Genomic DNA, 25,283 nt, shown 5'->3' on the forward strand with positions numbered 1-25,283 from the left:
TCCCCCGACCGGCATCCGTGCAGGTCAGGAACGTATCGGCGGGCACCGGCCGGCTACCGCGCGCGATCATGCCGTACGCACGCCGCACTCAGTCGACGATCTGCCGGCCCTCCGGCTGCGCGCTGCACGAGGCCCGGAAGGCGCAGTGCGCGCAGTGTGTCCCGGCGGTGGGCGTGAACCGCTCCTCCAGGACGCGGCCGGCGGCGGTGGCGAGCAGTTCGCCGACCCAGTCGCCGTCCAGCGGCTGCTGCGCCTGGACGGCGGGCAGCGCGTCGCCGCCCTCCTTCTGGGGCGCGCCCAGCCGCAGATGGACCAGCTCGGCGCCGCCGGGCTCCGGCGTACGGCCGCCGAAGGCGTCGTCGAGGGCGCCTTCGCGGACCGCGAGCTGGTAGACCGCGAGCTGCGGATGGCGGGCCACCTCGGGGCCGGTCGGCTTCTGCTTGCCGGTCTTGAAGTCCACGACGTAGGCCCGGCCCCGGTCGTCGCGGGCGACATGGTCCATGCTGCCGCGGATCCGGACCGCGTAGGCGCCGGCTTCGAGGGTGACGTCGAAGCCGTGCTCGGTGGCGACCGCTTCCCGGCCACGGGTCTCCCGCTCCATCACGTGCCAGCGCAGAAAGCGCTCCAGGGCGGCGCGGGCGTTGTCCTTCTCCTGGCGCGACTTCCAGGGGGCGTCGAAGGCGAGCGCGTCCCACACGGAGTCCAGGCGCTCCATCAGGACGGCCAGGTCTGCGGGCGTGCGGCCGGAGGCGACCTCGTCGGCGAGCACGTGGACGACGTTGCCGAAGCCCTGGGCGGCGGTGGACGGGGGGTCCGCCTTGACCTCGCGGCCCAGGAACCACTGGAGGGAGCAGGTGTTGGCCAGTTGGTCGAGGGCGCTGCCGGAGAGGACCACGGGGTGGTCGCGGTCGCGCAGCGGGACGCCGTTGCGGGTGGTTTCGTGCAGGCCCCACCAGCTGTCCGGGTGCGCGGCCGGCACCAGGGGGTGGCCGTCGTCGTCGGTCAGCGCGGCGAGTTCGGCCAGCCGCCGGGCGGCGGCGGCACGCAGCGCCGGGGTGGCGTCCGGGTCGACGGTGGTGGCGCGCAGTTCGGCGACCAGGGCGGCCACCGTGAGGGGCCGGCGGGGGCGCCCGGTGACGTCCTGGGGGGTGACGCCCAGCTCGGTCAGGAACCGGGACGGCTGGTCGCCGTCGTCGGCCGCAGCCTTGACGGCGGTGACCACCAGGCGCTCCCGGGCCCGGGTCGCCGCCACGTAGAACAGCCGGCGCTCCTCGGCGAGCAGCGCGCCGGGGGTGAGCGGCGCGGCCAGGCCGTCCCGGCCGATCCGGTCGGCCTCCAGGAGCGAGCCGCGCCGCCGCAGGTCGGGCCAGAGGCCCTCCTGGACGCCGGCGATCACCACCAGCCGCCATTCCAGGCCCTTGGAGCGGTGCGCGGTCATCAGTCGTACGGCGTCGGGGCGGACCGCGCGGCGGGTGAGGGTGTCCGCGGCGATGTCCTGGGCGTCCAGCTCCTCCAGGAAGTTCAGGGCGCCGCGGCCACCGGTGCGTTCCTCGGCGCGGGCCGCGGTCTCGAAGAGGGCGACCACCGCGTCCAGGTCCCGGTCCGCGTTGCGGCCCGCGGCGCCGCCGCGCCGGGCGGCCCGCTCCAGGCGCCCCGGCCAGGGCGTGCCGTCCCACAGCTCCCACAGCGCCTGTTCGGCGGTCCCGCCGCCGGCGAGCAGCTCGCGGGCCTTGCGCAGCAGCAGGCCGAGCCGCTGGGCGCCGCGGGCGTAGCCGGGGTCGTGCGCCACCAGGCGCTCCGGCTCGGCCAGTGCGCGGGCGATCAGCTCGTCGGAGGGTGGCGGCAGGGCCCGGCCGGCGGCCCGCTCCTCCTCGCGGAGCGCCCGGCCCAGCCGCCGCAGGTCGGCGGAGTCCATCCCGCCCAGGGGGGAGGTCAACAGGTCGATGGCGGTCTCCGGGCCGACGGAGAGGTCCGCCGGCTGCCCCGAGGCCGCGACCCGCAGCGCGGCCAGCAGCGGCGCGACCGCCGGTTCGTGGCGCAGCGGGAGGTCGTCGCCGTCGATGTCGAGCGGGACGCCCGCGGAGGTGAGCGCACGGCGTACGGCGGGGATCGAGCGCCCCCCGGCGCGTACGAGGACCGCCATCTCGCTCCAGGGGACGCCGTCCTCCAGGTGGGCGCGGCGCAGGACGTCCGCGATGTTGTCCAGTTCGCCGCCGGCGGTCGGGTAGGTGTACACCTCGACCCGGCCGCCGTCCCGTACGGCCGACGGTTCCCGGTGGGCACGCACTTTCCGGGCCGGGAGGCGGGTGAGCGGCATCCGGCGGGTCAGCAGGCGGGTGGCCGCCAGGAGGCCGGCGCCGGAGCGCCGGGACGTGCCGAGGACGGCCACCGGTGCGGGGGTCCCGTCGGCGCGCCGGAAGGTCTCGGGGAAGTCGAGGATGCCGTTCACGTCGGCGCCGCGGAAGGCGTAGATCGACTGGTCGGGGTCGCCGAACGCGATGAGCGTACGGCCCGGGGAGCCCGGTGCGGCGGGCGCGCCCTCGTGGCCGGCGAGCGCCCGCAGCAGCCGTACCTGGGCGGCGTCGGTGTCCTGGTATTCGTCGACGTAGACCGCGTCGTAGGCGCCGGCCAGTTCGGCGGCGACGGCCGGCTCCCCGGCGAGCAGCACCGCGCGGTGCACCAGTTCCGCGTAGTCCAGCACCCCCTGGGCGTCCAGGACGTCGAGGTATTCGGCGAGGAAGCCGGCCGCGGCGCGCCAGTCGGGGCGGCCGGTGCGCCGAGCGAAGGCGTCCAACGCACGCGGGCCCAGGCCCAGTTCGCGGCTGCGGGCCAGCACCGCGCGGACCTCGTCGGCGAAGCCGCGGGTGGTCAGGCAGGCGCGCAGCTCGTCCGGCCAGCTCACCCGGGCGCGGCCGGCGCCGGCCAGTTCCGCCTGCCCTTGGAGGAGTTCGCGGACGACCAGGTCCTGTTCGGGGCCGGACAGCAGCCGCAGCGGGTCGGCGAAGAGGTCGGCGTCCTGGTGGGCGCGGACCAGCGCGTAGCAGAAGGAGTGGAAGGTGGTGGCCTGGGGGACGCCCGCCCGGTGCCCCCCAGGATGGCCCGCCGGCGGTCCGTCCGGGCCGGCCAGGCGGGCGGCGAGCCGGTCGCGGAGGGCGACGGCGGCCTTCCGGCTGAAGGTGAGGACGAGGATCCGCTCCGGGTCGGCGCCGTCCCGCACCCGGCGCGCCACGGACTCCACCAGGGTCGTGGTCTTGCCCGTACCGGGCCCGGCGAGCACCAGCAGCGGTCCGCCCCGGTGGTCGGCCACCGCGTGCTGGGCGGCGTCCAGGACGGGCGGCTCGGTCCGCCCCGGCGGGGTGCGCACCAGCCGGTACGCGCCGGAGGCGTCCCGCCGCGCCGCCCGGTGGGGCGGCGTCTGCGGGACGGCCGAGAAGGAGGAACTCACGTGGATCGCCGGTCCTGGGAGGGTGCGAGGGAGGTGCTGGTGGTCGTGGTGCGCCGGCCGCGGGGCGGCACGGCCCGGCCGCCGCGGGCGGCGCCGGCCGTGACAACAGTGCCCGACGCTACGCCAGCCGGCACCCGTGGCGCAGCGCGTCCCACGGGAGGCCGGGCCGCGGCCCGGAAGCGGCGCAGGCCATCGGCCCTACCGGCCGTCGCCGTCCCACCGGGCCCGCCGCATGTCGATGCGCGGTATGTGGCCTTCGGAGGCGGCGGGCGCGCCCTTGAGCGGCGTCCCCTCGTCGCGGTAGTGCGCCAGCGCCCGCAGCTCGCTGCCGGGCAGCAGCACGCCGTCCGAGCGCACCACCCGCCACCAGGGCACCGCCCCGCCGTAGAGGGCCATCACCCGCCCCACCTGGCGAGGGCCTCCCTCGTCCAACCACTCCGCGACATCGCCGTACGTCATGACCTTGCCCGCCGGGATCAGCTCGGCGACGGCGAGGACCCGCTCCGCGTACGCGGGCAGCTCCGCGGGCGCGTCCGTATCTCCGGTCCCACTCATTCGGTCCATCCTGCCGTACAGCACCGACAATGGCCTTGGACGCCTGGTCCCGCGCTCGCCGGGGCAGGCCCGGAAGGTGGTCGGGCAGCTGTGCGGGAGCTGTGGTTCCGCTTCCCGCGGCCCCCAAACGCACCCTGATGCCTCCCCGGACCGGACGGCCGTGCCACCATCTTCCGGACGGTGACTGGTGATACGAGATCAAGAAGAGACGGCCGAGCAGCAGGGTGCGGCGCCTCCACGGGAGGCGGGCGCCCCTGACGCGCTGGCCGACGCCGGCACCGCCCCGCAACCGGCCGCAGTGACCGAGCGGCCACAGGGGCCGCGGGCGGCGGAACAGGGGAAGCACCAACGGAAGCCCGCCACGGCTTCCGCGACCGAAAAGGCGAGCACGATCGAGAAGGCCGAACGACCCGAGGCGTCCGAGAGACCGGGACAACCCACGGCGCCCGAGCCACCCGAGCGGCACACGGAGGACAGGCGGCAGGACGAGCAGCCGGAGCACGACAGGGCCGCGGACGGAGCGCCCGGGGGCGCGCCACGGACGGGTTCGCACCGCGTCGAGCCGGGCACCGAGGGCGGCGGCGCGTTCCCGGCCGACCGGCTCGCGGTCGACGAGCCGCTGCTGCCCGCCCGGGTGCACCGGCCCGCCGACCTGCTGCGGCTGCTGCTCGGCATCGCCGGGATCGCCCTCGTCCTGGCGCTGGCGACCTTCGCCCACGGCACCACCCAGGGACTGAAGAACGACATCGGGCAGAGCGCCGGCGCGGCGCCCCAGCTGCTGATCAACCTGGCCGGGCTGACGTCCAGCGTCGCGGTGCTGATCGTGCCGGTGGCGTTCGCCGTGGAGCGGCTGATCAAGCGGGACGGGCTGCGGATCGCGGACGGCGTGCTGGCCGCCGTACTGGCGCACGGGGTGTCGCTGGCCACCGATCTGTGGGTCGCCGAGGCGGCTCCCGCCTCGATCCGCAGCGCGCTCACCCAGCCACTCGCCAACGGGTCGCTGTCCGCGCCGGTGCACAGCTATCTGGCGCCGGTGATCGCCTATATGACGGCGGTCGGGATGTCCCGGCGGCCCCGCTGGCGGGTCGCGATGTGGTGCGTCCTGCTGCTGGACGCGTTCGCGGTGCTCATCGGGCGGTACACCACCCCGTTCGCCATCGTGGTCACGGTCCTGATCGGCTGGACCGTCGCCTTCGGCACCCTCTACGCCGTCGGCTCCCCCAACGTCCGCCCCACGGGCCAGAACCTCCTCGCCGGGCTGCGCCGGGTCGGCTTCCGGCCGGTCAGCGCGATCCGCGCGGAGGACATCGCCAACCCGGACCACCCCGAGCACTCCGACCGGGGCCGCCGCTACATCGTCAGCCTGGAGGACGGCCCGCCGATCGATGTCACCGTCGTCGACCGCGAGCAGCAGGCGCAGGGCTTCTTCTACCGGGTGTGGCGGCGGCTGTCGCTGCGCGGCATCAACCAGCGCCGCAGCCTCCAGTCGCTGCGCCAGGCCCTGGAGCAGGAGGCGCTGCTGGCGTACGCCGCGATCGCCGCGGGGGCCAACGCGCCCAAGCTGATCGCCACTTCCGAGCTGGGCCCGGACGCGGTGATGCTGGTCTACGAGCACATCGGGGGCCGCAGCTTCGACTCGCTGGCGGACGAGGAGATCACCGACGCGCTGATGCACAGCGCCTGGCGGCAGGTCGCCGCCCTCCAGTCGCGGCGGATCGCACACCGGCGGCTGGTCGGCGACGCCCTGTTGGTGGATCGTTCCGGCGACATCGTGCTGACCGAGCTGCGGGGCGGTGAGATCGCCGCCGGCGACGTCGTGCTGCGGATGGACATCGCCCAGCTCCTCGCCACCTGCGGGCTGCGGGTCGGCGCCGAACGGGCGGTCGCCGCGGCCGTCGCGGTGCTCGGCCCGGACGCGGTCGCCGACAGCCTGCCGCTGCTCCAGCCGATCGCGCTCAGCCGGACCACCCGTGCCACGCTGCGCCACCTTGCCCGCGAGCGCGCCAAGCGGGAGCGCGAGGCGGTGCTGGCCGCCTCGCAGGCGGCGAAAGAGGCGCGCGAGGCCCGGGAGGCCCACGGCCCCCAGGACCGCAAGGCGCTGCGGGCCGTGCGGAACGCGGAGAAGACCGCCGAGAAACGGGCCCTGGAAGAGGCGTCGGAGGAGGCCCTGGAGGAGGATCTGCTCGCCCAGATCCGCCGGCAGGTCCTGCTGATCCGGCCGACCGCGGTGATCGAGCCGGCGAAGCTGGAGCGACTGAGCCCGCGCATCCTGATCAGCTGGATCGCCGGCGCCTTCGCGGTGTACGTGCTGCTGTCGCAGCTCACCAACTTCAACCTGGGCGACGTGATCAACCAGGCCCGCTGGGTGTGGGTGCTGGTGGCGGCGTTCTTCTCGGCGCTGACGTACGTCGCGGCGGCGATGAGTCTGCTGGGGTTCGTCACCGAGAAGGTCTCGTTCGTGCGGACGCTGCTGGCGCAGGTCGCGGGCGACTTCGTGAAGCTGGTGGCGCCCACGGCGATCGGCGGGGTGGCACTCAACACCCGGTTCCTCCAGCGGGCCGGGGTGCGTCCGGGCCTCGCGGTGGCGAGCGTCGGCGCGTCCCAGCTGTTCGGCCTGGGCAGCCACATCGTGCTGCTGCTGGCGTTCGGCTATCTGACGGGCACCGAGCACGCGCCACAGATCTCGCCGTCCCGGACGGTCATCGCCGGGCTGCTGACGGTGGCGGTGCTGATCCTGGTCGTCACCGCGGTCCCGGCGCTGCGGAAGTTCGTGGTGACCCGGCTGCGGTCGCTGTTCGCCGGTGTGGTGCCGCGGATGCTGGACATCCTCCAGCGCCCGCGGAAGCTGGTCACCGGCATCGGCGGGATGCTGCTGCTGACGGTGGCGAACGTGATGTGCCTGGACGCCTCGATCCGGGCGTTCGGCGGCGGCGACAAGATCAGCTATGCCGGTATCGCGGTGGCCTTCCTGGCGGGCAACGCGCTGGGCTCGGCGGCGCCGACACCGGGCGGCGTGGGCGCCGTGGAAGCCGCGCTGGTCGGTGCGCTGACCTTCGGCGGGCTGCCGGCGGACACCGCGCTCCCGGCGGTGCTGCTCTTCCGGCTGATGGTCTTCTGGCTGCCGGTGCTGCCGGGCTGGATGGCCTTCACCTTCCTGACCCGCAAGGGCGAGATCTGAGCCGGCCCGCCCGCCGGCATGCGCGAAGGCGCCGGTCCGGATCGCCCGGACCGGCGCCTTCGCGCGTCGCTCACACCGCTCAGTAGACCGGCTTCTCCGGCTCGACGGTGTTGACCCAGCCGATGACGCCGCCGCCGACGTGGACCGCGTCGGCGAAGCCCGCGGACTTCAGGACCGCGAGGACCTCGGCGGAACGGACACCCGTCTTGCAGTGCAGGACGATCTTCCTGTCCTGCGGCAGGTCCTGGAGGGCGCTGCCCATCAGGAACTCGTTCTTCGGGATCAGCTTGGCGCCCGGGATCGAGACGATCTCGAACTCGTTCGGCTCGCGGACGTCGATGATCTCGATCTTCTCGTCGGCGTCGATCCACTCCTTGAGCTGCTTCGGAGTGATCGTCGAGCCGGCCGCCGCCTCCTGGGCCTCCTCGGAGACGACACCGCAGAAGGCTTCGTAGTCGATGAGCTCGGTTACGGTGGGATTCTCGCCGCAGACCGCGCAGTTGGGGTCCTTGCGGACCTTGACCTGGCGGTACGTCATCTCCAGCGCGTCGTAGATCATCAGGCGGCCGACCAGCGGCTCACCGATGCCGGCGAGCAGCTTGATGGCCTCGTTGACCTGGATCGAGCCGATGGAGGCGCACAGCACGCCGAGCACGCCGCCCTCGGCGCACGAGGGCACCATGCCGGGCGGCGGGGGCTCCGGGTACAGGCAGCGGTAGCAGGGGCCGTGCTCGCTCCAGAACACCGACGCCTGGCCGTCGAAGCGGTAGATCGAACCCCAGACGTACGGCTTGTTCAGCAGCACGCAGGCGTCGTTGACGAGATAGCGGGTGGCGAAGTTGTCGGTGCCGTCCACGATCAGGTCGTACTGGGCGAAGAGCTCCATGACGTTGGTGGAGTCGAGGCGCTCTTCGTGCAGGTTGACCGTGACGTACGGGTTGATGCCCAGCACCGTGTCCTTGGCGGAGGCGGCCTTGGAGCGGCCGATGTCCGCCTGGCTGTGGATGATCTGGCGCTGCAGGTTCGACTCGTCGACCTCGTCGAACTCGACGATGCCCAGGGTGCCGACACCGGCCGCGGCCAGGTACATCAGCGCGGGCGAGCCCAGGCCACCGGCGCCGACACACAGCACCTTGGCGTTCTTCAGCCGCTTCTGCCCGTCCATCCCGACATCGGGAATGATCAGGTGGCGGGAGTACCTGCGGACCTCGTCGACGGTGAGCTCCGGAGCGGGCTCGACCAGGGGTGGCAGCGACACGGGGACTCCGTTGGTCGGTCTCGATGGGGTTCCCCCGCCCTGGCCGGAGCCGGGAACGGCGGAGATGGTTCTCCCCGTAACACTGCCACGCCCTTCTTCATTCCGAGACACCCGGTCCGATGCGCGAGACGAATGTGTCCCAGTAACCGGGCAGCGACTCCCAGGCATCGCCGCGGCCCCTGAACCGGCGGCCCGGCGGCCGGTGAACGACCCGGCGCCCGCCCCCCCCAGCTACCGCTGGGAGGTACCCCCAGCCGGCGGGCGATCCGCGGCGCCTCGTCCGGCGGGCCCAGGTGTCCCAACAGGCGGACACCCGTCTCACGCATACGGACGGCGGCCGGCACCGGAACCCCCTCTTCCGGGCTCCGGCACCGGCCCGGCGGGCGCAACGCAGCGGCGCGGCCCACTCCCCCGGCGCCGGCCGGGGACACCTCCCAGCGGTAGCTGGGGGAGGAAGTGCGAAGCCGGGCTGATCTATCCCCAGCGGCCCGGCCCCCGTAGGGGCGCGGAGGGTGTCCAGGGGGTGCTCAGATACGACACGCCGCCTCCATCCAGATGTCGGCCAGCGACTCCTCCAGTCCGATGCGGGGGCGCCAGCCGAGCCGGTCGCGGGCGGTGCGGACGTCGGCCTGCTGCCAGGTGCCGCAGCCGTCCGGATACGGGTAGGTGGCGGGCGGCGAGCCCATCGGATGCCCCTCGGGGCCCGGGCCGGGGATCACCAACCGGGCGGGCGGGGAGTCGAGTTCGTGCAGCGAGCCGCCGAAGCCGGCGACCCGGGCGAGCACCGCCGCGGCCTCCCGCAGCCGTACCGCGCGGCCGGTGCCGATGTTGACCACGCCCTGCGCGGCGGACAGCGAGGCGGCGTGCACCGCGCGGGCCACGTCCCGTACGTCGACGAAGTCGCGCTGCACGCCGAGCCCGCCGAGCTTGAGTTCGTTGTCGCCGGACTGCATCGCCCGGCGCATCGCCTCGGCGAGCCGGCCCAGCGGCGACCCGGCCGGGGTGCCGGGGCCGACCGGCGAGAAGACCCGCAGCACGACGGCGTCGAGCCCGGAGCCCAGGACCAGTTCGGTGGCGGCCAGCTTGCTGACCCCGTACGGCCCGCCGGGGCGCGGCACCGCGTCCTCGGCGGTGGACGAGCCGGGCTGCGAGGGCCCGTACTCGGAGGCGCAGCCCAGGTGGACGAGGCGGGCACCGCAGCCGCTGCGGCGGAGCGACTCGCAGATGGTGGCGACCGCGACGGTGTTGTGCCGGGTCAGCTCCCGGGCGCCGCCGCGGGTGGCGCCCGCGCAGTTGACGACCACGCCGGGGTGCACCGCGTCCAGGAAGCGGGTGAGCGCTCCGGGGCTGCCGGTGGCCAGGTCGAAGCGTACGTCGGCGTCGTCGCCCCGGCCGAGGGCGGTGAGCTGGACGGCGGGGTCGGCGAGCAGGCGGTCGGCCACATAGCGGCCGAGGTAGCCGTTGGCGCCGATGAGCAGCACCCTCATCGTGCGGCCCCCCGGTGCCCGTGGCGTGCGGTCGGGTGGACGTTCATGTGTCTACTCCTCATGCGGATCGAGGGAAGCGGGGGAATTCCTCCGGCCCCGGCCGCGGGTTCGGCGTCCGCCCCTGGGGGCGGGGGCCACGTGGGGGTGGGGTCCGCGGCGACAGGGACCGGGGATTTCAGGGCGGCGGCATCGGGGCGCCTCCCCGGGGGTGGTGCGTGGTCTACGGTCACGGCCGGCCCGCCTCGGCCGGCGCGAGGGGCGCCGGCGGGTGCGCGCAGGCGCCGGTCAGCACCCGCAGGCCGTGGACGAGGAGGCCGAGCGCGGCGGCCGTGCAGGCGACGGCGGGGACGGCCGCCGGTCCGGCGGCGCCGGTCAGCGCCGCCACCGGAGTGCCGAGCGGCGCCAGACCGGGGAGCCGGGCGGCCAGCACGAGCGCCGGCGCCAGCGCCTCCAGGGCGGCGGCGGTGCCGATACCCGTGGCGGCGGCCCGCGGGAAGCCGTGGACGGTGAGCAGCCGGGCGAGGAAGAGCAGGACGCCGAGGGCGGTCGCGGCGGGGACGGCGGTCCAGCCGTCCGCCGTGCCCCCGAAGGCGAGCCGGGCCGCGACCAGCAGCGCCGCCACCGCACCCAGGAAGACCAGGGTGACTCCGGCCAGCAACGGCCTTACCCGGGCGGCGAGTTCGGTCAGCCCGCGGCTGGCGGCCAGCCCGCGCCGGCCGCGCACCGCGAACCAGTGGGCGCACCCGGCCGCCGGGGCGAGCGCGCAGGCCAGCCCCACCGCGCTCGCGACGGCGGCCCGCGGGTGGGCGGACGGCAGATCGGGACCACCGGCGAGCAGCTGCCCGAGCAGCCAGTCGCCGTAGACCGCGTACGCCGCCGTCAAGCCGGCCCACAGCACCGCCGTACGCGACCCGGCGGCGCCGCGCCGCAGCCGCAGCGGCCCGGACCGCAGGGCCAGCCGCAGGGCGAGCACGACCAGCAGCAGCCCGGCGGCGTCGACTCCCGTGCGTACGAGGGTGGTTGATCCGGCGGTGGACTCGTGGGCGGCGACCGCCGCGGCGCACACCGCGCCCGGCAGCAGCTGCACCGCCCCGCGCACGGCCCGGCACGGCGGGAGTTCCCCGGGCGCCGGCCCGGGTTCGTGCGCCGCCGGGCCGGGCTCGTCCGCGGCGGTGTCCTGCCCGGCGCGCGGCACCCGGGCGTACAGCTCCTCGGCCAGCGAGAAGACGTCGCGGTGCCGGAAGCGCGCGGCCGTCCGGTCGGTGACGCCGTGCGCCTCCAGACCGGCGGCGATCTCCAGCGGGTCAACAGCCCTTTCACAAAGGGCTCGGTGACGGTACATCAGGATTTTCACCGGGTCGGCGGTCATACGCCGTCTCCTCTCCCTGGCCCGTCCGTACGGACCGCGTCCCCCACACCCGTCGCCGCCGCCATGTCCGCCGCCCTCACCACGCCTGCCGGACCGCCGGCTCGCCGGCCGCGCCGTACCGCTTGCGCCGGGCCCGCCGGCACTCCCCGTCCGCCAGCGCCCAGCTGGGCCTGCGGGGGGCCGGGCCCGCGGCGGCCCAGCGGCCGGGCACATGGGACTCGGCGGGGCGCTCGAAGGGTCGCGGTACGCCGTCCCGAGCCCTCGCCCGGTACGCCGCCGGGCCGGCCGGGGCGTGCGAGATCAGGTCCAGATAGATGCCGCGGAACGCCGCGACGTTCTGCTCGACGGTGAAGAGTTCGAGGGCCCTGGCCCGGGCCGCGGCGCCGAGGCGGGCCCGCCGGTCCGGGTCGGCGAGCAGCGCCCGGCAGGCGTCGGCCAGCGCGCGCGGATTGCGCGGCGGGACCACCAGGCCGGTGCCGCCGATGACTTCGCAGACCGCGCCGGTGTCGGTCGAGACCGTGGCTCGGCCGCAGAACATCCCCTCGATCAGGGAGCGCGGAAAGCCCTCGACGGCGCTGGAGAGCACCAGCACCGCCCCGGAGGCGTAGGCGGCCTCCAAGGTGGGCGCGTCGGGGCTGCCGATCTCCTCGAAGCCGACCGGGCTCTCGCCGGCCGTACGGGCGTCGGCCGCCTCGTCGGGGAAGAGCTGGGCGGCCAGCGCCCGGCACTGGGCGCGGTACCCGGCCGCCTCCGGGTCGTCGCCGAGGCCGCCGATGATCCGCAGTGTGGCGGCCGGTTCGGCCCGGCGGACCTCCGCGAAGGCGTGCAGCAGTCCGATGAGGTCCTTGGCGGGCTCGATGTCGCCGACCCACACCAGGGCCCGGGAGTCGTCCGCCGCGGCGTCCGCGACCTCGGCGAACCGGCCCGCGTCCATCCCCGGGTAGACGGTCCGCAGCCGGGCCGGGTCCGCGCCGCAGTGCTCCTGCCAGCGGCGGGCGTGGGTGTTGCCGGGGGTGATCAACGCGGCCTGCGCATAGGTCTCGGCGGCCAGCGCGCGCCGGAAGGCGGCGAGCAGCGCGCGTACCGGTGCGCTCAGCGGCTCCGCGGCGGGCGCGAGATAGTGCTCGCGCAGCCGTACGCCGTACTCGGTGACCAGGAGGGGGGTACCGAAGAAGCGCTTGGCCAGCAGTCCCGGGAGGGCGGCGGCGCCGCCCGAGGTGGCATGGCACAGATCCACCCGGGCCAGCCCGGTCTCGCCGTACCAGTCCAGGGACAGCGGGCGGAGCGCCGATTCCAGCGCGTCGGCGACCGCGAGCAGGTCGGTGAGCTGCCCGCCCCGGGCGGCGGGCAGGGCGCCGGGGCCGCGGCAGATTCCTTCGAGGATGCGGACGGCTTCCTCGGAGCGGAGCAGGGCGGGCAGCGCGGCGCCGGCCCGGGCCAGTTCGGCGAGCCCGTAGAGGCCGCTGGCGAAACGGTCCGCCTCACCGCCCACGGCGGCGCTCTCCACCGCCGGCGGGGTGGCGAAGGCCGCCACCAGGTCGGCGAAGTGCCCGGCGAAGCGGCGCCGGGTGCGGCGCCCGGCGGCGCGGCCCCGGCGGTCCTCGGCGGGCCGCCGGCACTCCGCCGGGAAGTCGCCCGACAGCGGCGCCTGCCCCACCAGCCGTACGTGGTCCGGCAGTTCGCGGTGACCGCGGCGGCCCCCGGTCTCCTGGCGGGCGTCGGCGGTCAGCGCGTAGATCTCGAAGTCATGGCCGGTGAGCCCGCGCACGAGCCGGTCGCACCACTCGTGCGACTCACCTGACGCATACGGATAGCCACCCTCGGTGAGCAGTCCAATGCGCACGACTGCACCCCCGTCCTCTCCATATCGGCGTCCTGGCGCGACGGTCTCCCCGTCACCGCAGGAAGAAGCTACGCAAAGGGGCCGGTGGCGCGATGGACGGTTGTCCATCGCGCCACCGGAAGGGGTGAAGACACGTGACTTTCCACCCCCCAGGGCGTTTCCGTGCCCTATAGGGCCGCCCCGCGCACGGGCCCGGGATCGGCCGCGGCCTGTCGAGCGGCGCCCCCGGCGTCCTGGCGAGCGGTGCGTGTCGCCGCGTGCCGCCGCTCCACCGCCCGCCGGCTCACCGACCGGTTGGATACGGCCAGGAGTTGGGCCGGCAGGTCACCCCGTCCGTCGTCAGGAACTTCGTCTGCTGCATCATCACCGGTGCCAGCGCGCCCTGCCGGGGGCAGACCTCGTGGTTGTGCCCGAGCCGGTGCCCGACCTCGTGGTTGATCAGCATCTGGCGGTAGGCCAGCATCTTGTCGGGGCCGTAGGTCTTGGCGCCCTGCGCCCAGCGGTAGGCGTTGATCATGACCCGGTCGGTGGCCGCCGAATCGCAGGAGACGTTGTCCTCGGTGGTGTCCAGACCGGACTTGGCGCACCACTTCGCGGTGGTCCCCGGGCTCGCCAGCGAGATCACGAAGTCCGCGTCGCCGGACGCCACCCGCTGGAAGGTCCGCTGCCCGCCGTGCGCCCAACTCCGGTCGTCGTTCAGCGTCTTGTGCACCGCCTCGGCGAACAGCGCGCCGTCCAGCGGGAGTCCGTCCTCGACGTCCACGCGGTAGCGCAGCACCTTGCCGCGGCCGGGCGCCCTGGCGTCGCCGCCGACCGGCGTGAAGTGGCCGCTGGCGGTCAGCTGCGGGTCCAAAGGGAAGACCCGGGCCATCTGGGCGGCGTACCCGGCGGGTTTGGCGTCCTGACCGGTCCGGGTCTGCGACCGGGACGCCTCGGTGCCGCCGTCGGCGCGGTCGTCCCCGCTGTGGGACCGCCCGTCGTCACCCTGCGGGTGCTGGTCGGCGACCTGGCCGGCGATGACCACGGCGAGCACGGTGGTCACCGCCGCGGCCGCCGCGCCGGTGAACGTCCGCCCCTTGGCGCCCTTCCCGGCGCCGCCGGAGCGGCTCCCGGCGGCTGCGTCCGGGTCGTCCGGTCCGTCGGGCCCGCCCGTCTCGGCGCCCTCCGCGGCGCGTTCCTCCCGCCGGTCCAGCTCCGCGATCCGCTCCCGGTCGAAGACCACCGACCGCCCGGTGAAGCGCCCGCCGGGCGGCAGGCCGTCGCCCGCACCGCCGCCGTCCGGGCCGTACGGCCGCACCCCGGGCGCCCCGGCGCGGAACACGTCGTCGTCGGCGCCGTCCGCGCCGTCCCCACCGTCCGCGCCGTCCGGGAATCGAGGGGAACCGCCCCCGGCGAACGCCGCCAGATACTCGGGCCGCGGACCCGGCCCGCTGCCCGGCGCCGCGAGCGGCGTACCGAACATCGACGTCTCCGGCTCGGCGGCCCGCGGCCCGGGAATCCTGGGCGCCCCCGCGGTGCGGGTGCCCGGTCCGGCCGAACCGGGGAACGCGCCCCAGCCGCCGCCCGGTTCACGCTGCTCGGGATGCCCGCCGCGGACCTCGTCGCCGCCCGCCGGCGGTCCGGCCGTGCCCTGCCGGCGGCGCCCCGGCCCCGCGGTCGGGGGCGGACCCACCGCCCCCGGCGGCACATCGGATCGGTCGGCTGCGCGGTTCTGCCGGTCGCGGCGGCTATGGCGTCCCACTGGGCCTGTCAGCTCCTGTCCGCGACGGGCGGCCCGGCGGGGGCCGCTCCGGCGGAGCCGGTGCCCGCACCGGAGGTCGCATCGGTCACCGTCGTACCGGAGTCGAGCAGTTCGCGGAAGGACCGCGCCACCGTCTCCGGATACTCCATCATCGCCACGTGTCCCGCCTCCGGCAGCGTCACCAGCCGCGAACCGCGGAACGCCGCGGCTGCCCGCCGCGCCATCCGGTGGGAGACGAGGCGGTCGCGTCCACCGTAGACGAGAAGGGTGGGCGCCAGGACCCGTTCGGCCTGACGCCACAGTCCGTGCTGCCCGCCGAGCGTGTAGGCGTTCACCAGACCGCGGGCGGTACGCTCCATCACCTCCCAGAAATACGGGAGTTCGAGCCGCCGTACGTACTCGTCGACCGCGGCGTTGAACCCCTCGGGGGTGATCCGGGCGGGATCGCCGTAGCAGAGCGTCAGGACCCCGCGGGTGCGCTGCTCGGGCGTCCACTCGCGGGTGAGCCGGCGGAACAGCCCGGCGATGCCGGGGATCCCGAGCATCGCGGTCGGCAGCGCGGTCAGCTGCGGCGGGATCTCCGGCAGCGCGGGCGAGATCAGCGTCAGGGTGCGGACCAGATCGGGGCGCGCCGCCGCGACCCGGGTCACGACGGCGCCGCCCAGGGAGTTGCCGATGAGGTGCACGGGGCCGCGGCCGGCCGCGTCGAGGTAGCGGACGACCGTGCGGGCCTGGGCGGGGATCGAGTAGTTGCCGTCGTCCGGCGGCGGCGAATCGCCGAAGCCGGGAAGATCGACCGCCTCGCCGGCCACCCGGTCGGCGAGCAGCGGCATCAGGGCGGACCAGTTCAGCGACGAGCCACCCAGGCCGTGGACGTAGAGCGCGGGCTCGCGGTCCCGGACGGCGGCCTTCGCCCGGTCGGCGGCATCCGCCTCCGGCGGCCCGGCCGGGGTCCGTACGTTCAGCGTCAGGCCCGGCAGCGTCACCCACCGCACCGTCTCGCCCGCGGCACCGCGGGCGCCGGGTCCGGCCGGCGGCACCGGGAGGGCGGCTGCTGTCGCGGTGTCCGGTGACTCGGTCGAAGACATGGTCTCGATGTTACGAGACGATCACGCCCACGATTGTGTGTTCGCGGTCACACACCGCATCGCGCGCCCGCAACCGCTCTCCTAGGCTCGTATCAAGGGCAGCCACCCGCCGCGGGCCGCCGCCCCGGAAAGCACCGGAAGGGAACCACCATGCGCGTCGACCCGACAGACCCGGACACCTTCGAGGACGATTCCGGCACCGCGACCTTGACGGAGTTCGACGTGGAGGCGTCGGAGGCCGACGCCGCCGAGCAGCACACCGACGTCGCGCCGCACCGCGACGAGCCCCTCGGGGGCATGGAGGACTCCGCGAACGAGGCGGACCGCGCCGAACAGGCCCGGGTCGTCGAGCTCAACGAAGACGAATACCGATGACCTGGGAGGTTATGTCGGCTTCCGGGAGGGGGGCCGGCCAGAATTTCTCGTCGCGGACCGCACACAGCCCCGTTACCCAAAAGTACGATGACGGGCGCGGCGCACCATCTTGTACGGGCCGCGAACGGAACGACTCCTGGGAGGCAGCGTGAGCGCCATCGAGCAGACCGAGGCGGCACGCCCGCGGGGCACACGCCTGCCACGCCGCGCGCGGCGGAACCAGCTTCTGGGCGCCGCCCAGGAGGTCTTCGTCGCGCAGGGCTACCACGCCGCCGCGATGGACGACATCGCCGAGCGGGCCGGGGTCAGCAAGCCGGTGCTCTACCAGCACTTCCCCGGCAAGCTGGAGCTCTACCTGGCGCTGCTGGACCAGCACTGCGAGGCGCTGCTGCACTCGGTGCGCAAGGCCCTGGAGTCGACGACCGACAACAAGCAGCGCGTGGCCGCCACGATGGACGCCTACTTCGCCTACGTGGAGGACCCGGGCGGCGCCTTCCGGCTGGTCTTCGAGTCGGACCTGACGAACGAGCCGGCCGTCCGCGAGCGGGTGGACAAGGTGTCCCTGGAGTGCGCCGAGGCGATCAGCGCGGTGATCGCGGAGGACACCGGGCTGTCGCAGGACGAGTCGATGCTGCTGGCCGTGGGGCTGGGCGGGGTCTCCCAGGTGGTGGCCCGCTACTGGCTTTCCTCGGAGAGCGAGGTCCCGCGCGAGACCGCGGTGCAGCTGCTGACCTCGCTCGCCTGGAAGGGCATCGCCGGATTCCCCCTGCACGGCAGCGACACACACTGACCGTGTTCGCTGCTGGCGTGCTCGGTGACGTCCTGTCCGTCCCCGTGCCGGGCTAATGTGTGCTGCGTACAGCGCGGATGGCCGCGCACCCCACTGACCGTCGGAGGGACATAAGCCGTGGAGGTCAAGATCGGCGTGCAGCACGCGCCCCGCGAGATCGTTCTGGATTGCGGGCAGTCTGCCGAAGAGGTCGAGCGCGCGGTGAGCGACGCGCTGAGCGGCAAGTCGGAGCTGCTGAGCCTGGTGGACGACCACGGTCGCAAGGTTCTGGTCGCGGCGGCCCGGTTGGCCTACGTCGAGATCGGCGAGCCGACCACCCGCAAGGTCGGGTTCGGCGCTCCCTGAGCAGCAGGGGCGCCGTAGCGGGCCCGTAGCGGACAAGAGGGCGGCGGCCCGGAGACCTGGTCTCCGGGCCGCCGCCCTCTTCCGTGGCCCGCGCGCCGTGTCGATCTGGCGCCCCCGAACCGTCCGCTTTTTTCTCTCTTTTCTCGTTCTTCTCCGTTTTTCCGGCCGAAATCCCTTGCCCGCCGACCGGACGAGAGCGCACTCTGAGCGGACCAGCCACCCCCGTCCCGGAGGGTTGCTGTCGGCGCCCCTTGGGTACGACCGCCTACGACCGATTTGTTCGTCCGATCGGCCATGTCACGCGGGAGGGAACAGCATGATCTGGGAAGCGCTCGGCGCCGTGATCGTCGGATTCGCCATCGCCCTGTCCGCCCGGCGCTGGCTGCCCGAACGGTTCCCCGCGCACGCCCTCACGCTGGCCACCGGGCCGGTCGCCGCGCTGCTCGGCGCGCTGCTGACCCACTCGATCCTGGGGCCCGGCCACCCCGTCCAGGCGATGCTGGCGGCGGTCGCCGTGGGCGCGGCGCTGCTGTCGGTCCTGGCACGCCCGCCGCGCCGCCGGGTGCGCCGCCCGGCACCCGCGCTGAAGGGCCACCGGACGGCCTGAGGCCACCGGACGGCGCGTCGAGCCGCCCGGTGCCCCCTGGACCCGCGTCGGACCGGAGGTCAGGCCGCCAGGCCCAGTGCCGCCATCCGCTTGGTGTGCGCCTCGGTGATCCGCGAGAACATCCGCCCGACCTCGGCCAGGTCGAAGCCGTCGGCGACCCCGCCCACCAGCATCGTCGAGAGCGCGTCGCGGTCCGCGACCACCCGCTGGGCCTGCGAGAGCGCCTCGCCCATCAGGCGCCGCGCCCACAGCGCCAGCCGGCCGCCGACCCGCGGCTCGGCCTCGATGGCCGCCCGGACCTTCTCCACGGCGAAGGTCGCGTGCCCGGTGTCGTCCAGCACCGCCAGGACCAGATCGCGGGTGTCGGAGTCCAGCCGGGCCGCGACCTCGCGGTAGAAGTCGCTGGCGATCGAGTCGCCGACATACGCCTTGACCAGGCCCTCCAGCCAGTCCGAGGGCGCGGTCTGGCGGTGGAACTCGTCCAGCGCGGCGGCGAACGGCTCCATCGCCTCGTTCGGTTCCGCCTCGATCTCCGCGAGCCGGTCCCGCAGCCGCTCGAAGTGGTGGAATTCGGCCGAGGCCATCTTGGCCAGTTCGGCCTTGTCGTCCATGGTCGGCGCGAGCTTGGCGTCCTCGGCCAGTCGCTCGAAGGCGGACAGCTCGCCGTACGCGAGCGCGCCCAGCAGATCGATCACAGCGGCCCGGTACTGCGGCTCGGTGGATGCCTGCTCCCAGTCCTGAGCGGCGATCCCGGTGTGTTCCTGCGCGTCGGCAGCGGCGTTGTCAGGCGTCTCCATGACCGGCACAATAGCCCGCCCGGCGCCCCGGGGAAGGCCCTGGTCAGCCACGTCCCGATCACCCGTACGAGCGGGAGTCCGGACCGGTGCGGCGCGCCGTGATGAATTCCTCACTCATACAACCCTTCGGATTCACGCGCGATATCCGGGGTACAGTGCTAAAGGACCCGCCGAGTATCGGTGGGTCGTTCCACGAAAGCGGATGCCCGGTCGGTGGCCCGATCGGCTCCAACCGACCGCCCTCCCCGCGGCGCGTACGAGACATACGCACAGCAGGAGGGACACCGCTCGCGGCGGGAGTGCCTGAGCGATGGCAGTGGTCCCGCGCCCGTCCGGCCCGTCAGGCCGGCACCGTACGAACCCGTACGAAGGCGCGGTACGACCCCCTTCGCCGCCTCCCACCGCGTCTCACAGAAGAGGCAAGATTCTGTCTACGTTCCGAGAACTCGGGATTTTCCCCGAGACCGCCGAGGCCCTGGAAGCCGTCGGCATCGTTTCCCCCTTTCCCATCCAGGAGCTGACGCTCCCCGTCGCCCTTTCCGGTAACGACGTCATCGGCCAGGCCAAGACCGGCACCGGCAAGACGCTGGGCTTCGGCCTGCCGCTGCTGGAGCGGGTCACCGTCCCCGCCGACGTCGAGGCCGGGCGCGCGAAGCCCGAGCAGCTGACCGAGGCGCCGCAGGCCCTCGTGGTCGTACCGACCCGTGAGCTGTGCCAGCAGGTCACCAACGATCTGCTGACCGCCGGCAAGGTGCGCAACGTCCGGGTGCTCGCGATCTACGGCGGCCGGGCGTACGAGCCGCAGGTCGAGGCGCTGAAGAAGGGCGTCGACGTGGTCGTCGGCACGCCCGGCCGGCTGCTCGACCTGGCGGGCCAGAAGAAGCTCAGCCTGTCGCAGGTGCGCACGCTCGTCCTGGACGAGGCCGACGAGATGCTCGACCTGGGCTTCCTGCCCGACGTCGAGAAGATCATCCAGCTGCTGCCGGCCAAGCGCCAGACGATGCTGTTCTCGGCGACCATGCCCGGCCAGGTCATCTCCCTGGCCCGCCGCTACATGTCGCAGCCCACGCACATCCGCGCCACCGCGCCGGACGACGAGGGCGCGACGGTCGCCAACATCACCCAGCACGTCTACCGCGCCCACTCCATGGACAAGCCGGAGATGGTCGCGCGCATCCTCCAGGCGGACGGCCGCGGCCTGGCGATGCTGTTCTGCCGTACGAAGCGGACCGCCGCCGACATCGCCGACCAGCTAGCCCGGCGCGGCTTCGCGTCCGGCGCGGTCCACGGCGACCTCGGCCAGGGCGCCCGCGAGCAGGCGCTGCGCGCCTTCCGCAACGGCAAGGTCGACGTCCTGGTCTGCACCGACGTCGCGGCCCGCGGTATCGACGTCGAGGGCGTGACGCACGTCGTCAACTACCAGTCCCCCGAAGACGAGAAGACCTACCTGCACCGCATCGGCCGGACCGGCCGCGCGGGCGCCAAGGGCACCGCGATCACCCTCGTCGACTGGGACGACATCCCGCGCTGGAAGCTGATCAACAAGGCGCTGGACCTGCCCTTCGACGAGCCGGAGGAGACCTACTCCACCTCGCCGCACCTCTACGAGCAGCTCGGCATCCCCGAGGGCACCAAGGGCATCCTGCCGCGCGCCGAGCGCACCCGCGCCGGGCTGGCCGCCGAAGAGGTCGAGGACCTCGGCGAGACCGGTGGCCGCGGACGGGGCCGCAGGGGCGGGGCGCCGGCCGCCGAGGAGGAGCGTCCCCGCCGGACGCGTACGCCGCGGCAGCGGCGCCGTACCCGGGGCGGCTCCCTGGTGGACGACACGGCCGCTCCGGAGGCGCAGGCGAGCGAGGCGGTCGACGCCGCCGAGGGCGCGGAGGCCGCTGCCGCCGGGCCGCGGACGCCCCGGCGCCGGCGCCGGACCCGCGGGTCGGTGGCCGCAAGCGCCGCTGCCGAGGCCCGCGAGACGGCCGCCGCCACGGTCGCGGAGGCCCCGGCGGTCACGGCCGTCGTGGAGCCCGCCGCACCGGCCGCCGAGGAGACCCCGGCCGCCGCACCGCGCCGGCGCCGTACCCGCAGCGCCGCCAAGGCCGCCGTGGACGCGGTGAGCGAGGCGGCGACCGCGCCGGTGGAGACAGTCCAGGAGGCGGCCGCGGACGCCGTGGAGGCCAAGCCGAAGCGGACCCGCACCCGCAAGACCGCCGCCGCCAAGGCCGAGACCGCCCCGGCGGCCGACGCCGCGGACGCCGTGGAGGCGAAGCCGAAGCGGACCCGTACGCGGAAGACGGCCGCCGCCAAGGCCGAGGCCGCCGTGGACACCGCGGAGGGCACCGCCGTCGAGGCGGAGGCCCCGGCCAAGCCGAAGCGGACGCGGAAGACCGCCGCCGCCAAGGCTGCCGAGGCCGGCACCGCCGAGGAGGCCCCGGCGAAGCCCAAGCGGACCCGCACCCGGAAGACCGCCGCCGCCAAGGCCGAAGCCGCCCCGGCGGCCGACGTCCCGGACGCCGCGGAGGCCAAGCCGAAGCGGACCCGGAAGCGCGCCGCGGCCAAGCCCGCCGAGGCCGCGGAGACCGCTTCCGCGAGCTGACCCGGCACGGTTCGACGACGCACGACCCGGCCCCGCACCCCGCGGGCGCCGGGTCGTCGGCGTCCTGGGCGGAATGCGCCCGCCCGCCCCGATAGCCTCGACCTCATGAGCAGGCCGCCCACCCTCGCCCTCCCCGCATGCGCCCGCGCGTACCGGCTCGACACCGCGCGCGGTGCGTTCGCCGTGCACGACGCCCGCCCCGACGGCGCACCGATCGGCACCGCCCTCCTGGTGCCCGGATTCACCGGCAGCAAGGAGGACTTCATCGCCCTGTTGGCCCCGCTGGCCGCATCCGGTTTCCGGGCGGTCGCGGTGGACGGCCGGGGGCAGCACGAATCCCCCGGCCCCCGCGATGAACCGGCCTACGCACAAGAGGAGTTGGCCCTCGACGTCCTCGCGCAGGCGGCTGCCGTACGGAACCCCGGCGGCGGTCCGCTGCATCTGCTGGGGCACTCGCTCGGCGGGCTGATCACCCGGGCCGCGGTGCTGCGCGACCCGGCGCCGTTCCGTTCGCTGACCGTGCTCAGCTCCGGGCCCGCCGCCATCGACGCGAACCAGCAGACCCGGGTGCGGATGCTGATCGAGGCGCTCGGCACGATAGACATGGAGCGGGTCTGGGAGGCGATGCGCGCGCTGGATGCTCCCCCGGCCGACGCTGACGGGACTCCCGTCCCGGCGGCGGACGAGGCGACGCCGACGGAGATCGGCGCGTTCCTGCGGCAGCGCTGGCTGAACACCGTCCCCGAGCAACTGATCGCGACCGGCCGGCAGATGCTGGCGGAGCCCGACCGGGTCGCCGAGCTGGCCCGCACCGGGCTGCCCACCCATGTCGTGTCCGGGGCCGTCGACTACGCCTGGCCGGTAGGACTGATGGACGAGATGGCCCGGCGGCTGGCCGCCCGGCGCACGGTCATCGAGGGCGCCGAGCACTCCCCCAACGCCGAACGCCCCGCGAAGACCGCCGAGGCGCTGGCGGGTTTCTGGAGCGAGGTGGGCTAGCCGGGGCCGGGCGGTCCGGCCGTACCGCCGCCCGGCCGGTGTCCGGCAGGACAGCGCCGAACGGCTCGGCCAGCATCGAAGGGGGCGCCACCGGCGCCGCCCGGCACGAGCGGGAATCCCCGGCGCCACCGGCTCCCGGGGTCCCGCCACCGCTGCCGGCCGCAGGCCGCCGACCGCCGACCGCCGGCTTCGTACGAAGGGCAGGACACCGCATGACCCAGCAGCCATCCCAGGGCTTCGCCCTCAGCCGCACCTTCGAGGCGCCTTTGGAGCGGGTGTTCGCGGCCTGGACGACGCCGGAGCACTTCGCGCACTGGTTCGGCGGGGAGCTGGCGGTGCCGGTCGAGCGGATGACGATGGATGTCCGGCCGGGCGGCGTGTGGAGTCTGGTGATGCACACACCGGACGGCGGTGAGCTGCCGTTCTCGGGGGTCTACCAGGAGGTCGCCGCCCCGGAGCGGCTGGTGTTCACCCTCAAGGACGCCTTCGCGCCGGAGGACGCCGCGGGCGAGACCGTACGGGTCGCCCTCGCCGCCCGCGGGGGCCGTACGGAGATGGCGTTCCGCCAGGACGGCGGCAACCTCACCGCCGAGCAGTACCAGCAGGCGGAGGCGGGCTGGTCGGGCTTCTTCGACCGGCTCGCCGAACTCCTCGCCCGGCCATGACCCGGCGGACAGGCCCTAGTACTGCCCCTGCACGTGGTCCCAGAACCCGTCGCGCAGCACCCGCCGCAGGTCGGCGTGGCCGCGCAGCGAGTGCCGGAGTATCGCCTCGGCGGCGGTGAGCAGCTCCTGGTCGACGGTGCCGGGCAGATACGGGTGGCCGGGCAGCAGCTCGGCGACCCAGGCCCGGCCGCGTTCCGCCAGCCACTGGGCGGCGACCCGCGCGCCCACGAAGCGGACCTCCTCGCGGGACGGCACCGGCCCCTCGCCCGCCCCCGCCTCGGGGCATTCGCCGGCCGTCCGCCGGGTGACGTACGGCTTGCAGAAGTCCAGGTCGAAGATGCGCGCGCTGTCGACCTCCCACATCAGCGGCTCGGCCTGGTTCCGCCCGCCGGGGGCCTCGATGCCCCACAGGTGCACCCGCGCGCCGTAGCCCTGCGCCGCCTCGACCGCGGAGACCAGGTCCTCGTCGCCCCCGATGAGCACCGCGTCGCTGATCGCGCGGTGCCGGGCCAGTGACTCCAGGTCGGTGCGGATCAGGGAGTCGACGCCCTTCTGCTGGTTGTTGGCGTTGAGGTTGCCGAGCCGGACCTTGACGTCGGGCAGCTCGGCGATCCGCTGCTGCTCCTGGGTGTGGATCCGGCGGCGGGCGCCGTCGTACCAGTACACGCGCAGCAGCCGGCTGTCCGGGAAGATCGTCCGCGCCTTGTCGATGAACGCCTCGATCAGCCCCTCCGCGTCCAGCTCGAACGCCTTGCGGTCCTCCGTGCCGGCGACCAGCCGCCCGGTCGCGGCGTAGACATAGCCCGCGTCGACGAAGACGGCATGGGTCGACGGGGTGGTGGCGACCTCGGCGAGGACCCGGGTGAGCAGCTCGTTGGTGCGCTCGACTCCGGCGGCGAGGGCGTCGAGTGCGGTGCGGTCAGTACTGCCCGTGGGCGGGACGTCGTTCATACCGCGACCCATTGTCCCGGCGCGCGCTCGGCGGGCACAAGCGCGCTGCCCGAAGCGGTCCGCACCACCAATCCTTAGACGATGAAAAAATTTCCTTAGCGTAGGGAATCATTTCAGCTGTAGCCTCGTTGTACCCATACGGAACGCCCGGCAACGAAGGCGGGCAAGTCCTGTCAATCAGTTCTCCGCAGGAGGATCAGACGAAGGGAGAAGCCGCATGCGCTTCGAGATCATGCGCCTGGACGATGCGGACGGCACCGCCGTGGACAGCACCGTCGTGGACGCCGCCTCCGTCAACCGGATCGTGCAGCAGGCCGCCGCCATAGGCCAGCGCATCTACATCCGCCCGGCCGACAACGCCGCCACCCGTTAACCCCTGACGGCGCGCCCCGCCGAAAGACGCACGAGCGCCCCCGTACGCACTGGCCGTACGGGGGCGCCGCCGTGTCCAGGGGCCCTCAGGTGCCCTGGATCACCTGGGTCACGCCGTTGATGATCTGCTGCACCGCGAGGGCGGAGAGCATCATGCCGGCGAGCCGCGTCACCAGCACCACCCCGCCGTCCTTGATCACGCGGATGATCACCAGCGAGAACCGCATCACCAGGTACAGCACCACGTGGATCGCCGCGATCGCCGCCCAGACCGAGATCTGCGCGGCGACGCCGTGCGCGTGCTGCACCGCGAGGATCACCGACACGATCGCGCCCGGCCCGGCCAGCAGCGGCATGCCGAGCGGCACCAGCGCCACGTTGACGTCCTTGGTCTGGGTGGGCTCCTCCGACTTGCCGGTCAGCAGGTCGAGCGCCACCAGCAGGAGCAGCAGCCCGCCGGCGATCATCAGCGCGGGCGTGGAGATGTGCAGCCGCCCGAGGATCTGCTGGCCGAAGAGGCCGAAGACGGCGATGACGCCGAAGGCGACGGCGGCGGCCTGCCAGGCCATCCGGCGCTGCACCTTGGCCGGGCGGCCGGAGGTCAGGGCGAGGAAGATGGGGGTGATACCCGGCGGGTCCATGATCACGAACAGCGTGACAAAGAGGGTACTGAAGACGGCGACGTCGAACACGGTGCTGGCCTTGCGGGAGTGGTACGGGACGTACCGGATGAACAGGATGATCGGGACACCGCGTGGCGGACGGCAACAGCTCGCCACCCGCGGGGAGTTGAGGATGCTCGGCAGCGGCGCCCGGCCGGGAGGCACG

At 74.4% G+C, this 25,283-nt stretch carries 20 protein-coding genes; 9 read left to right on the plus strand and 11 right to left on the minus strand.

Annotation, left to right across the window (positions count from 1 at the left end):
• Positions 1-88: 88 nt before the first annotated feature.
• Together GR130_RS33445 and GR130_RS33450 are read right to left on the minus strand one after the other, a co-directional pair.
• On the minus strand, positions 89-3,445 hold the full coding sequence (locus GR130_RS33445) for an ATP-dependent helicase (RefSeq protein WP_159508164.1): 3,357 nt from the start codon (positions 3,443-3,445) through the stop codon (positions 89-91).
• Between the two features lie 198 nt (positions 3,446-3,643).
• A complete protein-coding gene (locus GR130_RS33450; protein ID WP_159508165.1) occupies positions 3,644-4,000 on the minus strand; it encodes an MGMT family protein in 357 nt (118 codons plus the stop codon).
• A gap of 187 nt (positions 4,001-4,187) precedes the next feature.
• Here GR130_RS33450 and GR130_RS33455 point away from each other — a divergent pair, with 187 nt between their 5' ends.
• Entirely contained in the window at positions 4,188-7,178 is a 2,991-nt protein-coding gene (locus GR130_RS33455) for a lysylphosphatidylglycerol synthase transmembrane domain-containing protein (RefSeq protein ID WP_159508166.1), read from the plus strand.
• Positions 7,179-7,257: 79 nt separating this feature from the next.
• On the opposite strand, the gene moeZ is transcribed toward GR130_RS33455, so the two are convergent.
• The 6 genes from moeZ to GR130_RS33485 all read right to left on the minus strand — a co-directional run bounded on the left by moeZ (position 7,258) and on the right by GR130_RS33485 (position 15,964).
• Positions 7,258-8,436, minus strand: a complete 1,179-nt coding sequence (moeZ, locus tag GR130_RS33460) for an adenylyltransferase/sulfurtransferase MoeZ (RefSeq protein WP_159508167.1) — start codon at positions 8,434-8,436, stop codon at positions 7,258-7,260.
• 527 nt (positions 8,437-8,963) lie between these two features.
• A complete protein-coding gene (locus tag GR130_RS33465; RefSeq protein WP_159508168.1) occupies positions 8,964-9,923 on the minus strand; it encodes an NAD-dependent epimerase/dehydratase family protein in 960 nt (319 codons plus the stop codon).
• A gap of 226 nt (positions 9,924-10,149) precedes the next feature.
• Entirely contained in the window at positions 10,150-11,292 is a 1,143-nt protein-coding gene (locus GR130_RS33470; RefSeq protein ID WP_236573774.1) for a hypothetical protein, read from the minus strand.
• A 76-nt stretch (positions 11,293-11,368) separates the two neighbouring features.
• On the minus strand, positions 11,369-13,135 hold the full coding sequence (locus tag GR130_RS33475) for a DUF3492 domain-containing protein (protein ID WP_159508169.1): 1,767 nt from the start codon (positions 13,133-13,135) through the stop codon (positions 11,369-11,371).
• 283 nt (positions 13,136-13,418) lie between these two features.
• Positions 13,419-14,876 (minus strand): DUF3152 domain-containing protein, encoded by a 1,458-nt coding sequence (locus GR130_RS33480; protein ID WP_236573775.1) that lies wholly within the window; start codon positions 14,874-14,876, stop codon positions 13,419-13,421.
• 8 nt (positions 14,877-14,884) lie between these two features.
• Entirely contained in the window at positions 14,885-15,964 is a 1,080-nt protein-coding gene (locus GR130_RS33485; protein ID WP_159508170.1) for an alpha/beta fold hydrolase, read from the minus strand.
• 150 nt (positions 15,965-16,114) lie between these two features.
• Here GR130_RS33485 and GR130_RS33490 point away from each other — a divergent pair, with 150 nt between their 5' ends.
• From GR130_RS33490 to GR130_RS33505, 4 genes are all read left to right on the plus strand, one after another.
• Complete coding sequence (locus GR130_RS33490; protein ID WP_159508171.1) at positions 16,115-16,339, plus strand: hypothetical protein; 225 nt, start codon at positions 16,115-16,117, stop codon at positions 16,337-16,339.
• Positions 16,340-16,487: 148 nt separating this feature from the next.
• Positions 16,488-17,129, plus strand: a complete 642-nt coding sequence (locus tag GR130_RS33495; RefSeq protein WP_159508172.1) for a TetR/AcrR family transcriptional regulator — start codon at positions 16,488-16,490, stop codon at positions 17,127-17,129.
• A gap of 117 nt (positions 17,130-17,246) precedes the next feature.
• The gene (locus GR130_RS33500; protein ID WP_159508173.1) at positions 17,247-17,474 is read left to right on the plus strand and encodes a DUF3107 domain-containing protein; all 228 of its coding nucleotides are present in this window, start codon (positions 17,247-17,249) and stop codon (positions 17,472-17,474) included.
• A gap of 316 nt (positions 17,475-17,790) precedes the next feature.
• Positions 17,791-18,081: a hypothetical protein gene (locus GR130_RS33505; protein ID WP_159508174.1), complete on the plus strand. Its 291-nt coding sequence runs from the start codon at positions 17,791-17,793 to the stop codon at positions 18,079-18,081.
• A 59-nt stretch (positions 18,082-18,140) separates the two neighbouring features.
• On the opposite strand, the gene GR130_RS33510 is transcribed toward GR130_RS33505, so the two are convergent.
• Positions 18,141-18,878, minus strand: coding sequence for a ferritin-like fold-containing protein (locus tag GR130_RS33510; RefSeq protein WP_159508175.1), 738 nt, complete (start codon positions 18,876-18,878; stop codon positions 18,141-18,143).
• Positions 18,879-19,188: 310 nt separating this feature from the next.
• On the opposite strand from GR130_RS33510, the gene GR130_RS33515 reads away from it, so the two are divergent.
• From GR130_RS33515 to GR130_RS33525, 3 genes are all read left to right on the plus strand, one after another.
• Positions 19,189-21,468 carry a DEAD/DEAH box helicase gene (locus GR130_RS33515; RefSeq protein ID WP_159508176.1) on the plus strand — a complete coding sequence of 760 codons (2,280 nt, stop codon included), beginning with the start codon at positions 19,189-19,191 and terminating at the stop codon, positions 21,466-21,468.
• 105 nt (positions 21,469-21,573) lie between these two features.
• Entirely contained in the window at positions 21,574-22,467 is an 894-nt protein-coding gene (locus GR130_RS33520) for an alpha/beta fold hydrolase (RefSeq protein WP_159508177.1), read from the plus strand.
• A gap of 212 nt (positions 22,468-22,679) precedes the next feature.
• Positions 22,680-23,132, plus strand: coding sequence for an SRPBCC family protein (locus tag GR130_RS33525; protein WP_159508178.1), 453 nt, complete (start codon positions 22,680-22,682; stop codon positions 23,130-23,132).
• Between the two features lie 15 nt (positions 23,133-23,147).
• Here the strand turns inward: GR130_RS33525 and GR130_RS33530 are convergent, their stop codons facing one another.
• Entirely contained in the window at positions 23,148-24,083 is a 936-nt protein-coding gene (locus tag GR130_RS33530) for an NYN domain-containing protein (protein WP_159508179.1), read from the minus strand.
• 217 nt (positions 24,084-24,300) lie between these two features.
• On the opposite strand from GR130_RS33530, the gene GR130_RS40075 reads away from it, so the two are divergent.
• Positions 24,301-24,456 carry a hypothetical protein gene (locus tag GR130_RS40075; RefSeq protein ID WP_201305070.1) on the plus strand — a complete coding sequence of 52 codons (156 nt, stop codon included), beginning with the start codon at positions 24,301-24,303 and terminating at the stop codon, positions 24,454-24,456.
• Positions 24,457-24,541: 85 nt separating this feature from the next.
• Here the strand turns inward: GR130_RS40075 and GR130_RS33535 are convergent, their stop codons facing one another.
• Entirely contained in the window at positions 24,542-25,147 is a 606-nt protein-coding gene (locus GR130_RS33535; protein WP_159510376.1) for a MarC family protein, read from the minus strand.
• Between the last annotated feature and the right edge of the window lie 136 nt (positions 25,148-25,283).

Source organism: Streptomyces sp. GS7, assembly GCF_009834125.1.
GTDB lineage: Bacteria > Actinomycetota > Actinomycetes > Streptomycetales > Streptomycetaceae > Streptomyces.

Bases quoted from the DNA above. Each gene is read 5' to 3' on its own strand.
- GR130_RS40075 (WP_201305070.1), top strand. From the start codon at position 24,301: ATGCGCTTCGAGATCATGCGCCTGGACGATGCGGACGGCACCGCCGTG.
- GR130_RS33510 (WP_159508175.1), bottom strand. From the start codon at position 18,878: ATGGAGACGCCTGACAACGCCGCTGCCGACGCGCAGGAACACACCGGG.
- GR130_RS33520 (WP_159508177.1), top strand. From the start codon at position 21,574: ATGAGCAGGCCGCCCACCCTCGCCCTCCCCGCATGCGCCCGCGCGTAC.
- GR130_RS33470 (WP_236573774.1), bottom strand. From the start codon at position 11,292: ATGACCGCCGACCCGGTGAAAATCCTGATGTACCGTCACCGAGCCCTT.
- GR130_RS33490 (WP_159508171.1), top strand. From the start codon at position 16,115: ATGCGCGTCGACCCGACAGACCCGGACACCTTCGAGGACGATTCCGGC.
- GR130_RS33465 (WP_159508168.1), bottom strand. From the start codon at position 9,923: ATGAGGGTGCTGCTCATCGGCGCCAACGGCTACCTCGGCCGCTATGTG.
- GR130_RS33515 (WP_159508176.1), top strand. From the start codon at position 19,189: ATGGCAGTGGTCCCGCGCCCGTCCGGCCCGTCAGGCCGGCACCGTACG.
- GR130_RS33485 (WP_159508170.1), bottom strand. From the start codon at position 15,964: ATGTCTTCGACCGAGTCACCGGACACCGCGACAGCAGCCGCCCTCCCG.
- GR130_RS33505 (WP_159508174.1), top strand. From the start codon at position 17,791: ATGATCTGGGAAGCGCTCGGCGCCGTGATCGTCGGATTCGCCATCGCC.
- GR130_RS33525 (WP_159508178.1), top strand. From the start codon at position 22,680: ATGACCCAGCAGCCATCCCAGGGCTTCGCCCTCAGCCGCACCTTCGAG.
- GR130_RS33530 (WP_159508179.1), bottom strand. From the start codon at position 24,083: ATGAACGACGTCCCGCCCACGGGCAGTACTGACCGCACCGCACTCGAC.
- GR130_RS33450 (WP_159508165.1), bottom strand. From the start codon at position 4,000: ATGAGTGGGACCGGAGATACGGACGCGCCCGCGGAGCTGCCCGCGTAC.